8 protein-coding genes are annotated in these 13,661 nt (G+C 69.8%); all 8 read left to right on the plus strand.

Going from position 1 to position 13,661, the window contains the following annotated elements; translation table 11 throughout:
• Nucleotides 1-93: 93 nt before the first annotated feature.
• The 8 genes from phnD (AC1DJH_RS17265) (at nt 94) to mltA (ending at nt 13,654) form a co-directional block, all read left to right on the plus strand.
• Complete coding sequence (gene phnD, locus AC1DJH_RS17265; protein ID WP_472125142.1) at nt 94-1,143, plus strand: phosphate/phosphite/phosphonate ABC transporter substrate-binding protein; 1,050 nt, start codon at nt 94-96, stop codon at nt 1,141-1,143.
• Nucleotides 1,140-2,216 carry a phosphate/phosphite/phosphonate ABC transporter substrate-binding protein gene (gene phnD / locus AC1DJH_RS17270; protein WP_478186503.1) on the plus strand — a complete coding sequence of 359 codons (1,077 nt, stop codon included), beginning with the start codon at nt 1,140-1,142 and terminating at the stop codon, nt 2,214-2,216. Before phnD (AC1DJH_RS17265) ends, phnD (AC1DJH_RS17270) begins: the two co-directional genes overlap by 4 nt.
• A 129-nt stretch (nt 2,217-2,345) precedes the next feature.
• Nucleotides 2,346-3,677: a type VI secretion system baseplate subunit TssK gene (tssK, locus tag AC1DJH_RS17275; RefSeq protein WP_478186504.1), complete on the plus strand. Its 1,332-nt coding sequence runs from the start codon at nt 2,346-2,348 to the stop codon at nt 3,675-3,677.
• 121 nt (nt 3,678-3,798) lie between these two features.
• Nucleotides 3,799-5,130, plus strand: a complete 1,332-nt coding sequence (locus AC1DJH_RS17280) for a DotU family type VI secretion system protein (protein WP_478186505.1) — start codon at nt 3,799-3,801, stop codon at nt 5,128-5,130.
• On the plus strand, nt 5,127-8,729 hold the full coding sequence (gene tssM, locus AC1DJH_RS17285; protein ID WP_478186506.1) for a type VI secretion system membrane subunit TssM: 3,603 nt from the start codon (nt 5,127-5,129) through the stop codon (nt 8,727-8,729). The genes AC1DJH_RS17280 and tssM overlap by 4 nt, the downstream gene beginning before the upstream one ends.
• Nucleotides 8,726-9,388, plus strand: a complete 663-nt coding sequence (gene tagF, locus AC1DJH_RS17290) for a type VI secretion system-associated protein TagF (protein WP_478186507.1) — start codon at nt 8,726-8,728, stop codon at nt 9,386-9,388. Before tssM ends, tagF begins: the two co-directional genes overlap by 4 nt.
• Before the next feature lie 675 nt (nt 9,389-10,063).
• Complete coding sequence (locus tag AC1DJH_RS17295) at nt 10,064-12,007, plus strand: protein kinase domain-containing protein (RefSeq protein WP_478186508.1); 1,944 nt, start codon at nt 10,064-10,066, stop codon at nt 12,005-12,007.
• A 57-nt stretch (nt 12,008-12,064) separates the two neighbouring features.
• Complete coding sequence (mltA, locus tag AC1DJH_RS17300; protein WP_478186509.1) at nt 12,065-13,654, plus strand: murein transglycosylase A; 1,590 nt, start codon at nt 12,065-12,067, stop codon at nt 13,652-13,654.
• The last annotated feature ends 7 nt before the right edge of the window (nt 13,655-13,661 follow it).

A 13,661-nucleotide genomic window follows, 5' to 3' on the forward strand; every position in this document is an offset into this window, starting at 1 on the left:
ACCGAAAAAGTTTGCATTTGTTATCTAATTGCACCCGCATTGACTTTGCCCGGTCCCGGCAGCCGCCGGGCTTTTCTGTCTTCCGGTTCAAAAATGCAGCCTTTCGCGCGCCGCTTCACCGATGCCTTCCGTGCCCTGCGCACCTCGCGCAAGGCCGTGCTCGCGCTGCTGCTGTGGCTGGCTGTTCCGCTGTGGGCGGGCGCGCAGGCGGGTGCCGCCGACACCGCCGTGCGCTTCGGCATCCTCCCGCTCGGGGGGGCCTTCGAGTCGCGCAGCGACTGGGACCCGCTGCTGGCCGAGCTCAGCCGCGCCATCCGCCGCCCGGTGAGCGTGCTGTCGGTCAACTCGTACGAGGCGCTGGAGCAGGCCATCCAGCGCGACGAGGTCGACATGGCCTTCCTGTCGGGAAAGATGGCGCTCGACGCCGTGACCCAGCGGCGCATGAAAGTGGTGGCGCAGGTGGTGCGCCACGACGGCCTGCCCGGCTACCGCGCGCTGCTGCTGGCGCGCAAGACGCCGCCGCTGAACTCGCTCCAGGCCCTGCTGGCGCAGCCCGAGCGCTGGCGGCTGGCGCGCGGCGAGAAGCAGTCGGTGTCGGGCTTCATCGTGCCGCAGCTGCAGCTCTTTCTGCCGAACCACATCGCGATGGAGACGCGCTTCCAGAGCGAGATCGTCGGCACCCACCAGGCCACCGCGCTGGCCGTGGCCAACAACGAGGCCGACGTGGCCACCAACAACACCGCCGACTTCGAGCGCTTCAAGCTGCGCTTTCCGGCCGAGGCCGAGCGGCTGCAGGTGCTGTGGGAGTCGGAGCTGATTCCGCATGCGCAGATCGTGGTGCGGCGCGAGTACCCGCCCGAGCTGCGCAAGGGCCTGCAGGCCTTCCTGACCGGCTACGGCCGCGCCAAGGGCCCGCGCGGCGACGCCGAGCGCGTGGTGCTCAAGTCGCTGCACGACCTGGCCGGCTTCGTGGCGGCCGACAACAGCTCGCTGCAGCCCGCGGCCAAGCTGGCCTACCAGCTGGCCCGGCAGAACGCCATGACCGCGCAATGGGTGAACGACGCCGCGCGGGAGGCGCGCCTGCAGCGCATCGACAGCGGGTATGCGCAGCAGGTCGGCGTGCTGCAGGACGTGTCGCCTTGACCAAGCCCGCATGGCGCCGGTGCGCGGGGCTGCTGGTGCTTGCGGCCCTGTGGTGGGCCGGCATGGCGCCTGCCATGGCGCAGGGTGCGGCCCAGAAGCCCGAGAAGAGCGACACCCCCGGCAAGCCCGCACCGGCCTCCACCCGGCTGATCCGCTTCGGCGTGCTGCCATTGGGCGGCACCGTCGAGTCGCGCGCGCTGTGGACGCCGCTCATGGCCGACATGAGCCGCGCCCTGGGCATTCCGGTGAGCGCCTATTCGGTGCCGTCGTACGAGGAACTCGACCGCGCCATCGGCCGCGACGAGATCGACATGGCCTTCCTGTCGGCCAAGATGGCGCTCGACGCCGTGATGCAGCGGCGCATGAAGGTGGTGGCGCAGATCGCGCGGCACCCCAGCGTGCCCGAGCACCGCGCCGTGCTGCTGGCGCGCAAGGCGGGCCCGCTGAACTCGCTCGAGGGCATGCTCGCGCAGCCCGAGAAATGGCGGCTCGCGCGCGGCGACAGCCGCTCGGTCACCGGCTTCATCGTGCCGCAGAGCCAGCTCTTCTTGCCAAACCACATCGAGATGGAGACGCGTTTTCGCAGCGAGTTCGTCGGCACGCACCAGGCCACCGCGCTGGCTGTGGCCAATGGCGACGCCGACGTGGCCACCAACAACACCACCGACCTGGAGCGCTTCCGCCAGCAGTTCCCGGTGGAGGCCGAGCGGCTGCAGGTGATCTGGCAGTCGGAGCCGCCGCCCGGCGCGCCGATGGTGGTGCGGCGCAACTACCCGCCCGAGTTCCAGGCGAAGCTGCAGAACTTCCTGACCGGCTACGGCAGGGCCAAGGGCGCGCGCGGCGACGCCGAGCGCGAGGTGCTGAAGAACCTGCGCGCGGCCTACGGCTACGTGGCGGCCGACGACAGCGCCCTGCTGCCGGAAGCGCGGCTGGAGTACCAGCTCGGCAAGCAGCGCGCCATGGCCGCGGCGTGGGTCAACGACGCGGCGCGCGAGCAGCGGCTGCAGCGCATCGAGAAGGTCTATGCGCAGCAGGTCGAGACGCTGCGGGCTTCGCCGGGCGCTGAGCGCTGAGCGTTTCCTACTCCCTTCGCCGTACCTCCAAAACCCCCCGCCTAGACCTTTAGGCGGATTTGCCTCCCGCCCCCCGCGCCGGAAACTTCGTGTTTCTTTTCAGGCACCCTTGCCGTTGACGGAGTGCGGATGAGTTGGCGAACCAAAGTGGTCTGGAGCGAGGGGATGCTGCTGCAGCCTCAGCACCTGCAGCAAAGCGAGCGTCATGGCGACCATGCGCGGCATGTGCTGTTGCGCTCGACCACCCCGTACGCCTGGGGCTTTGCCGAGCTCGAGATCGACACCGCCGCGCTCACGCTGGGCAAGCTCGCGCTGGTGCGCGCGGTCGGCATCTTCGGCGACGGCACGGTGTTCGACATGCCGGCGGTCGATCCGCTGCCCGAGCCCATCGACATTCCCCCTGCCATGCGCGACGAGGCCGTGGTGCTCGCGCTGCCGCTGCGCCGCGCCGGCGCGCGCGAGGCCGATGCGGAGGACTACGAAGAGCTGGTGCGCCACCGCGTGCTCGAGTCGGAGGTGCCCGACTCCAACACCGCCGGCGAGCGCACCGCGATGCTGCAGCTCGGCCAGCTCCACACGCGCCTGATGCGCGCCGGCGAAGCCACCGACGCCTGGACCACGCTGGGCGTGGTGCGCGTGGTCGAACGCCGCGTCGACAACCAGGTGCAGCTGGAGCGCGCCATGCTGCCGCCGCTGCTCGACGTGGCGGGCCACGCGGTCATTCGCGCCTGGCTCGACGAACTGCTGGGCCTGCTGCGCCAGCGCGGCGAGGCGCTGGCCGGGCGCATGACGCAGGGCGGCACCGGCGGCGTGGCCGAGATCGCCGACTTCATGCTGCTGCAGGCCGTGAACCGCAACGAAGCGGTGTTCGCGCACCTGGCCAAAAGCGCGATGCTGCACCCGGAGCGGTTCTTCGCGCACGCGTTGGCGCTGGCGGGCGACCTGTCGAGCTTTCGCGACTCGCGCCGCGTGGCACGCTTCGGCCCGTACATCCACGACGACCTCGCGCTGAGCTTTCGCCCGGTCATGGACGACCTGCGCCGCAGCCTGTCGATGGTGCTGGAGCAATCGGCCATCCGTATCGAACTGCACGACCGCAAGCACGGCGTGCGCGTGGCGATGGTGACGGACGTGGAACTGCAGCGCAGGGCGACCTTCGTGCTCGCGGTGAACGCGAACATGAGCAGCGAGGCCCTGCGCGCGCGCTTTCCCACGCAGGTCAAGATCGGCCCGGTGGAGCGGATACGCGACCTGGTGAACCTGGCGCTGCCGGGCGTCACGCTCACGCCGATGCCGGTCGCGCCGCGCCAGATTCCGTTCCACACGGGTGCCAACTACTTCGAGCTCGAAACACGCAACAGCGACCTGTGGCGCCAGCTGGAGCAGTCGGGCGGCATCGCGATGCACATCGCGGGCGACTTCCCTGGCCTGGACCTCGCGTTCTGGGCGATAAGAGCATGACCCCCGGTCTTCGCGCACTTCGTGTCGCTACGCCAACCCCCTTCCAGGGGGCAACACCAGCGGCCCGGCAAAGCCGGTTCCGCGGTGTTTCACGAACTGATGCCCTCAGCGTGGAGCCATCATGAGCACACCTCCCGATCCCTTCGCGGCCTTCGAGTCCGAGCGCACGGTCATCAAGCCCAAGCCGCGCACGCCGGCCGGCATGCCGAGCGCACCGGCGAGCGCGCCGTTCTTCGGCGGTGCCGACCCGGCGCCCGCCGCCGAGGTCGGCGAGCTCGGCCTGCTCAATCCGCTGGTCTCCGCCGCCGGCAAATTGCTGGTGCTCACGGCCAAGCTGCGCCACCTTGCGCAGCCGCCCAACGTGCCGGCGCTGCGTGCCTCCACCGCCGAGGCGGTCAACCAGTTCGACGCCGGTGCGCGCCGCGCGGGCGTGAGCAACGAATCGGTGCTGGCCGCGCGCTACGTGCTGTGCACCGCACTCGACGAGGCGGTGGCCAACACCCCGTGGGGCGTGCAGGCCGGCTGGAACAAGCAGAGCCTGCTGGTGCAGTTCCACAACGAGACCTGGGGCGGCGAAAAGGTGTTCCAGCTGCTCGCCAAGCTCGCGCAGGACGTGCCCACGCACCGCCAGTTGCTGGAGCTGATCTACAGCGTGCTCGCGCTCGGCTTCGAGGGCCGCTACCGCGTGGTCGACAACGGCCGCGCGCAGCTCGACTCGGTGCGCCAGCGCCTGGCCGACCTGATCGCCAAAGACCGTCCCGCCGTGGAGCCCGAACTCTCGCCGCACTGGCGCGGGCAGGGTGCGGGCACGGTGCGGCTGCGCGAGTCGCTGCCGCTGTGGGTGTTCGCGGCCGGCTTCGCGCTGCTGCTGGCGCTCGCATGGTTCGGCCTGCGGCTCACGCTGAACTACCGCTCCGACACCACCTATGCGGCGGTGTCCAGCCTGCGCGCGCCCAACCTGCAGATCGCGCCGCCCGCCCTGCCGGCGAAGACGCCGCGGCTGGCGCGTTTTCTCGAACCCGAGATCAAGCAGGGCCTGGTCACGGTGACCGACGAGGCCGACCGCAGCGTGGTGCGCCTGCGCGGCGACTCGTTCTTCGGCTCCGGCAGCGCCGAGCCCATGTCGCAGTCGCTGCCGGTGCTGCGCCGCATCGGCCAGGCGCTGGCCGAGGTGAAGGGCGAGGTGCTGATCACCGGGCACTCCGACAACCAGCCGATCCGCTCGCTGCGCTATCCCTCGAACTGGCACCTGTCGGCCGCGCGCGCCGACGCGGTGAAGGGCGCGCTCACCACCCTGGTCGACCCCGCGCGCATGCGTTCCGACGGCAAGGCCGACGCCGAGCCGGTGGCCGCCAACGACACGCCCGCCAACCGCGCGAAGAACCGCCGCGTCGACATCGTGCTGCTGAGCGAGCCCGACCGCGTTGCTGCCGCCACCGGAGCGACGAAATGATCAAGAAAATCTTCGGCTTCCTGTTCAGCCCGTTGTTGCTGACACTGCTCGCGTTGCTCGTCGTCGCGGTACTGGTGTGGTGGATCGGCCCGCTGGTGAAGATCGGCTCGCTCGCGCCGCTGGAGAGCGAGACGGTGCGCGCCGTTGTCATCGGCGTCATCGTGCTCATCGTGGTGGTGCGCGCGCTGTACCGCCGCTGGCGCGCACGCCGTGCAAGCCGGCACCTGACAGACGGACTCATGAAGGCGCCCGCCGCCAAGACCGGCGCTCCGGTCAACGGCGAGCAGCAGATCCTCGACACCCGCTTCAGCGAGGCCGTCGCCACGCTCAAGCAGATGCGCCTGCACGCCGCCGGCAAGAAGCCGGGCTGGCGCGACTGGATGTCGATTTCGGGCGGCAGCTACCTGTACGACCTGCCGTGGTACGTCTTCATCGGCGCGCCCGGCGCGGGCAAGACCACCGCGCTCGTCAACTCGGGCCTCTCCTTTCCGCTGGCCGAGAAGTTCGGCCCCGGCGCCATCCGCGGCGTGGGCGGCACGCGCAACTGCGACTGGTGGTTCACCGACGAGGCCGTGCTCATCGACACCGCGGGCCGCTACACCACGCAGGACAGCCACCAGTCGGAAGACAAGAGCGCCTGGGAAGGCTTCCTGGGCCTGCTGAAGAAGGCGCGCCCGCGCCGGCCGCTGAACGGCGTGTTCCTGACCGTGAGCGTGGCCGACCTGCTGAGCCAGGGCCCGGAGGCGCGCACCCAGCTCGCGGCGTCGATCCGCGCGCGCCTGCTCGAGCTCGACAGCAAGCTCACCACGCGCCTGCCGGTGTACGTGCTGGTCACCAAGAGCGATTTGCTCTACGGCTTCACCGACTACTTCGACGACCTCGGCAAGGAGCAGCGCGCGCAGGTCTTCGGCTTCACGCTGCCGGCCGACGAGAACGTGCAGCTGGAAGAAAAGGGCCTGTCCGAGGCCTTCCACCGCGAGTTCGCGCTGCTGCACAACCGCGTGAACGACGGCCTCATCGCGCGCATGCAGCGCGAGACCGACGGCACGCGGCGCGCGGCGATCTTCGGCTTTCCGGCCCAGTTCGGCTCCATCGGCTCGCTGCTGTCCGACCTGCTCGACCAGGTGTTCACCGGCTCGCGCTTCGCGCAGCCGCCGTGGGTGCGCGGTGTGTACTTCACCAGCGGTACGCAGGAGGGCAGCCCGATCGACCGAGTGATGGGCAGCCTGGCGCGCAGCTTCGGCATCGAGCGCGCCATGCTCGCGCCGCAAAAGAGCAGCGGGCGCAGCTACTTCCTCACGTCGTTGCTGCGCGAGGTGGTGTTCCCCGAGCAGCGCCTGGCCGGCGCCGACGTGAAGCTGGAGCGCCGCCGCCACACGCTGCGCGTGGTCGGCGTCACCGCGATGACGCTGCTCACCGTCGGCCTGCTCGCGGCCTGGGGCTACAGCACGCTGCAGAACCTCAACTACCTGAAGTCGGTCGAGGCCCGCGTCGAGCCCGCGAAGCAGAACCTGGCCGCGCTGCCCGCGCGCGTGCAGAACCTGGTCGAGGTCGCACCCGTGCTGCAGAGCCTGCGCGACATCTGGAAGACGCCCGACAACCGCCAGGGCGACGAGCCGCTGTCGATGACGCTGGGCCTCTACCAGGGCGACAAGCTCGACGCCGCCGCCATGCTCACGCACCAGCGCGCGCTGAACGACGCCTTCCTGCCGCAGATCGCCAAGCGCATCGAAGACCAGCTGCGCACCGCGCAGAAGGACAACCTCGAGTTCACCTACGAGGCGCTCAAGAGCTACCTGATGCTCTACCAGCCCGAGCACTTCGACCCCGAAGCGCTCAAGGCCTGGATCACGCTGGACTGGTCGCGCAACCTCGACCGCGGCATTCCCGAGGACCAGCGCAAGGCGCTGGAAGACCAGCTCGACGTGCTCATCGCGCAGGGCCCGCCGCGCTCGCCGCTGAAGATGGACGACAACCTGGTGCGCAGCGTGCGCGCCGTGCTCGCGAGCTACCCGCTGGAGCAGCGCGTGTTCAGCCGCCTGAAGCGCCAGCGCGCCACCAAGGACATTCCGGCCTTCAGCGTGGCCACGGCCACCGGCCCTTCGGGTCCGCTGGTGTTCGAGCGCATCAGCGGCAAGCCGCTGACCGAGGGCGTGCCGGGCATGTTCACCTACGACGGCTACCACAAGCGCTTCCAGAACGAGGTGACGGTGCTCACCGGCCTGCTGGCCAACGAAGACCCGTGGGTGCTGGGCCAGGACCGCAACGCGGCCGACCGCCTGCGCGACGTGGCCGCGCTCGGCGCGCTCACCGACCGCGTGCGCCGCCTGTACCTGGAGGAATACGTCAAGCAGTGGGAAGCGCTGCTGGCCGACGTGCGCCTGATCCGCGCAACCGGCCTGGAGAAGAACATCGAGACCGCGCGCATTCTCTCGGGCGTCGATTCCCCGCTCGCGAACTTCCTGCGCGCGGTGGTCCGGCAGACCACGCTGATCCCAGCGGCCGACGCCAACAAGGACGTGGTCAGCAAGGCGACCGAGACGGTGCGCAACACGCGCAAGGGCCTGGAAGACCTGTTCGGCAGCGACCCCGGCCGCCAGGTGGCACCGGGCAAGCGCATCGAGAGCATCGTGGACGACCGCTTCGAATCGCTGCGCCGCCTCGTCACCGCCGGCGGCCCCAACCAGCCGGCACCCATCGACGATGCGCTCAAGCTCTTCAACGAGGTGTACGTGTACCTCAACGCGGTCGACACGGCCGTGAAGGGCCGCACCTCGCCGCCGCCCGGCGACGTGGCCGGCAAGCTCAAGTCCGACGCGGGCCGGCTGCCCGAGCCCGTGCGTTCGATGGTCGAGAACCTCAGCCAGTCGGGTGCCGCGCAGGCGCAGACCGCCGAGCGCGGCAACCTGAGCCAGGACCTGCGTCCCGTGGCCGAGTTCTGCGCGCGTGCCATCGCGGGCCGCTACCCCTTCGTGGGCAGCAGCAAGCGCGACGTGCTGCCCGAAGACTTCGGCCAGATGTTCGGCCCCGGCGGCCTGATGGACGACTTCTTCCAGAAGCGCCTGGCCGCGCTGGTCGACACCAGCACCAAGCCCTGGCGCTACAAGCCCGTGGCCGAGCGCGGCGCCGTCACCACGCAGGCGCTGGCGCAGTTCGAGCGCGCCGCGCGCATCAAGGACATCTTCTTCCGCGGCGGCGGGCGCGGCCCGTCGATGCGGCTGGACTTCAAGCCGGTGGAGATGGACGCGGGCATCACGCAATTCATCCTCGACGTCGACGGCCAGCTTGTGAAGTACGCGCACGGGCCGGTGGTGCCGATGGCCGTGCAGTGGCCGGGGCCCAAGGGCAGCAACCAGGTGCGCATCCAGGTGAGCCCGCCGTCGACCACCGGCAGTTCGGGTGCCGCGGTGGACGGGCCGTGGGCGCTGTTCCGTGCGCTCGATGACGGGCAGCTCGAGGCGGGCGATGCGCCGGAGAAGTTCTTCATCACCTTCCAGGTGGGTGCGCGCAAGACACGCTTCGAGGTGACGACGAACAGCGTGCAGCATCCGATCCGCTTGCGCGAACTGCGGGAGTTTTCCTGTCCGGAGGGGCTGTGAACCTGGCCTCTTCTTCTTTTTCTTCATCGCTCTTCGTTTCGGCGGAGCTTCCCGGGTGGTACGGCAAGCTGCCGGGCATGGGGGACTTTGCGCACCGGCGCTTGCCCGAGTCGTTTCGCGCGGTGTGGGACGCGTGGCTGCAGCGCGGGTTGGCGCGGCTTCGGGAGCGGCATGCGGACTGGACCGACCGGTACCTCGAGGCGCCGATCTGGTGCTTTGCACTGGGCCCCCGGGTGGTCGGCGAGCGTGCGTGGATCGGGGTGTTGATGCCTTCGGTCGATGGGGTGGGGCGGTACTTTCCTTTCACGCTGGCAGTGGAGCTGAATGCGTCGGCGGGGACATCGCTGCAGGGCGAGGCGCTGGGCGTGGCGCTGCGGTGGTGGGGGCTTGGGACGCTGGCTGCGTTGGAAGGGCTCGAAGGGGATCTGGATGCGCTGCGGTTCGATGCGGTGCTGCAGCGGTTGTTTGTTGCTGCCGAGGCTTCCGAGGCCTTCGAGGCCTTGAGGAGCACCGTCGAGGTTGTTGCTTTGCCTGCGGCGGGGGCTTCCGTGTGGCTGGGGGATCCTTCGGTGGTCGAAGGGGTTCGGATGCTGAGTGCCGGGCTGCCTCTGGATGCGCAGTTCGAGGGCTTGTTTCTTGGCTTTGCGGAGGAGGGGTGAGATGAAAGCCTGTCTTCGTTTTGCTTTCCGAGGCCGGGTCTCGCCCCGGCAGGCGACTTACTTTCTTTTGCTTCGCCAAAAGAAAGTAAGCAAAGAAAAGGCGACCCTGCTGGCTGCGTCCCTCCGCTTCGCTACGGGCAACCTGCGGTGCTCACGTTTCGCGGGGTCTCGCAGAACTCGCTTCGCTCAAACAGCTGCGAGCCCTGATCCGCGAAACGCTCCGCTCCTCGGCGCATCCAGAAGGGTGGGGGCCCAACGGGCCATCGCTGCGCTCGGCGCCGGAATATCCGACAGCCTCCAGCACCAGTACCAGCACCACCAAAACTACCAGCACCCTGAATGCCAACCGTTGCAGGCGCGCAGCGCCTGCAACGGCTTGATGGCCGAGCGAAGCGATGGCCTGTGTGGTTTGCATTTCCCCTCTGGCTGCGCCGAGGAGCGGAGCGTTTCGCGGATCAGGGCTCGCCCTTGTTTGAGCGAAGCGAGTTTGGGCGAGACCCCGCGAAACGTGAGCACCGCAGGTTGCCCGGAGCGAAGCGCAGGGTCGCAGACAGTGGGGTCGCCTTTTCTTTGGCTACTTTCTTTTGGCGAAGCAAAAGAAAGTAGCTCGCCTGCCGGGGCGAGACCCGGCCTCGGGAAGCAACCCCTCATGCCAGTTCAAAAAGGAGCCAGTCGATGACCGACTCCAACAAGCAAGACGACCGCACCCGGGTAATGCCCAGGTCGCCAACCCCAACGACCACAGGCGACACCTCCGCCACAGTCATCACAGCCGGCGCAACTACCAGCCTCCCAGGCAACCCGCAAGCCACAGCAAACCACGACGCTGGCCTGCTCCCCGTAGGCAGCCGCCTCGCAGAATTCGAAGTCACCAAGGTCATAGGCCAGGGCGGCTTCGGCGTCGTCTACGAAGCCTGGGACCACACCCTCGAACGCATCGTGGCCATCAAGGAATACCTGCCGACCTCGCTGTCGACCAGGCAGCAGGACGGCACCGTCGTCCCCTTGTCGGAAAGACACAGGGAAACCTTCGACCTCGGCATGCGCAGCTTCATCAACGAAGCCCGCCTGCTCGCCCAATTCGACCACCCCTCGCTGCTCAAGGTCTACCGCTTCTGGCAGGAGAAGGGCACCACCTACATGGTCATGCCTTTCTACAGGGGCGACACGCTGAGAGAGGCCCTGGTAGCCATCCCCGCAGGCGTCGACGAGGCCTGGCTCATCCGCATCATGGACGGCGTCACGCAGGCGCTGGCGGTGATGCACAACGCCAACTGCTACCACCGCGACATCGCGCCCGACAACATCATCCTGCTCGAAGGCTCGGGCCGCCCGGTGGTGCTCGACTTCGGCGCCGCGCGCCGCGTGATCACCGACAAGACGCAGGCCATCACCGTCATCCTCAAGCCCGGCTACGCGCCCATCGAGCAGTACGCCGAGATGCCCGACATGTCGCAGGGCGCGTGGACCGACGTGTACGCGCTCGCGGCCGTGATGCACGTGGCCGTGTGCGGCCGCGCGCCGCCGCCGTCGGTGGCGCGCCTGCTGTCCGACAGCTACGTGCCGCTCGCGGGCAACGAGATCCTGCGCCAGCGCTACAGCCCGCGCCTGCTCGAGGCGATCGACGCGGGCCTGGGCGTGCGGCCCGAGCAGCGGCCGCAGTCGATGGCCGAGCTGCGCGAAGCGCTCGACCTCGACGCCGGCCACAGCATCGCGCCGACGCCGCGCACGCAGCCGCCGCGCCGCGCCGCAGAGACGACGAACGCCGACGCGGCCACCGTCATCGCCAGCGGCAACAAGGCCACCAGCAAGGCGGGCAGAAAGACGCCGTCGCCGGCCCCTGCGTCCGCAGGCAGCAACAGCAACGCAGGCAAGGGCGAGGGCAAGGGCAACAAGACGATGGCTGCACTGGCATCGCTCGCCGTCCTCGCGGCGGCAGCCGGCGGCGGCTGGTGGTGGTTGCAGGGTCGCGCGGGCAGTGGCGCGGAAGGCAGCGGCGGCAAGCCGCCCGTCGCCGTCACGCAGCAGCAGCAGCCGCCGCAGCAGCAACCCGACACCCAGGTCGCGCAAGCCCCTGCACCGCCGCCACCACCGCCCCCGCCGGCACCGCGCACGCCCACCGAATCGCTGCAGTCCCTCGCGGCGGGCGCCGCCGCGGGCTTCGACGTGACGGCCGCACCGAAGAAGCCCGAAGTGACCATCGGCAAGGACCGCCTGGCTTTCGAGGTGCGCAGCAAGCGCGAGGGCTTCGTCTACGTGTTCCTGCTGTCCAGCGGCGGCGAGATGTTCCTGCTGTTCCCCAACCTGCTGGACAAGTACAACAAGATCACCGCCGGCGGCGCGCTCTCGCTGCCGCGCGCCTCGTGGCCGATGGACGCCGGCGGCCCGGCCGGCACCGACCAGTTCGCGGTGCTGGTGAGCGAGCACGAGCGCGACTTCAGCGCCGCGGGCGTGCAGAACGACGGCGTGTTTCCGGTGTTTCCGCTGCCGGTGCTCGCCGCGCTGGAGGCCACGCGCGGCACCGGCCCCTCGCCGCTGCTGGGCAAGCCCGTGTGCGGGCCTGGCGCGCCATGCAACGACGTGTACGGCGTCGCGAATTTCAAAATTGTCGAGAAGTAATCGTCTGCAGGGTGTCGGCCTCTCCCGGGCCGCCGTTCTTCGGACAAGGAGGCTTTCATGAACACCCCGCAGCAGCAACGCGTCGTTTTCGCTGTTCCCGCGCTTCGATGGGCCGCGGCCGCCGCCGTGGCCTGCCTGGCCGGCTGTGCCATGCCGCCACCCGCGGCCAACACCGCCACGGCCACCCCGCCCGACGCCGCCACCACCCCGCGCCCGTCGGCGCCCGCCGGCGCCAGCGTGGCAGGCCAGGCGCGCACCTTCTCCACGCAGCTCGCCACCTACACCTCGGTCGGCTTCGACGCGGTGCCGGGCTGGTCGCGCGACGATTTCTCCGAGAGCTGGCCCGCCTTCCTCGGCAGCTGCAAGGTGCTCACCGGGCGCGGCGCCGAGTGGAAGGACGTGTGCGCCCGCGCGCTCAAGGTCGACGGCAAGAGCACCAACGCCATCCGGGGCTTCTTCGAAAGCGAGTTCTCGGCCTACCAGATCCGCGACGACGACCGCCGCCCCGACGGCGTTGTCACCGGCTACTTCGAGCCCGAGATCGCGGGCGCCCGCCAGTACGGCGCGCCGTTCATCTACCCGGTATACGGCCAGCCGGAAGACATGCTGTTCGCCGATGCGCGCAAGCTGCCCGCGGGCAACGGCACGGTGGCCGCGCGCGTGGAAGGCCGCAACGTGGTCGTGCAGACCGGCCTGAGCACGCGCGACATGGGCGCGCCGGGCCTGTATGCGCTCGACCTCTCGGGCATTGCGCGCGACACGCTCGACCGCAAGGTGCGCCTGCGGGTCGAGGGCAAGCAACTGCTGCCGTACTACACGCGCGAAGAAATAGAGACCAAGGGCGCGCCCAACGCCAAGGTGCTGGCCTTCGTGAGCAGCGCCACCGCGCTGTACGAGATGCAGATCCAGGGTTCGGGGCGCATCAAGATGGCCAATGGCGACATCGTGCGCGTGGCCTATGCCGAGCAGAACGGCCAGCCCTTCCGCCCGACGATCGCGCAGGCCGCCAATGGCAAGCCGCGCAGCGCGGTGAAGGTGCGTGGCTCGTCCATCGAGCTGCAGCTCGACGACGGCGGCGACGACGACGACGTGGGCGCGGTCGACAGCGGCGCGATCCGCACGCGCGGCTTCACGCTCGCGCGGCCGGTGGCCAGCGGCCCGGTGGTGGTGCCGGGGCGGCGCACGGCCGGTGCGGTGGCGGGCTCGGGCATCAAGGACCCGAGCTACGTGTTCTTCAAGGAGGCCACCTCGCCCGTGGGCGGGCCGGTGGGCGCCTTCGGCGTGCCGCTGTCGGCGGGGCGCTCGATTGCGGTGGACCCGCGCAGCACGCCGCTGGGCTACCCGGTCTTCGTGTCCACGCGCACCCCCGGCAGCGGCGCGCCGATGCAGCGCCTGACGATTGCGCAGGACACCGGCGGCGCCATCCGCGGCGCGGTGCGGGCCGACTATTTCTTCGGCAACGGCCAGCAGGCCGCGACCAACGCGCGCCGCATGAAGGAGCGCGGCCAGCTGTGGATTCTTCTGCCGCGCGGCCTGGCGGTGGCGCAGGCCGCGGTGTCTTCCACCATCCGCACGCGCGGCGCCGCGGTGGGCGCGGACCTGCCGCAGTGCCTGGTGCCTTCGGAAGGCAGCTGCGTCGACGACTGACCGACCG

It is taken from the genome of Variovorax sp. 10N412, from assembly GCF_056394985.1.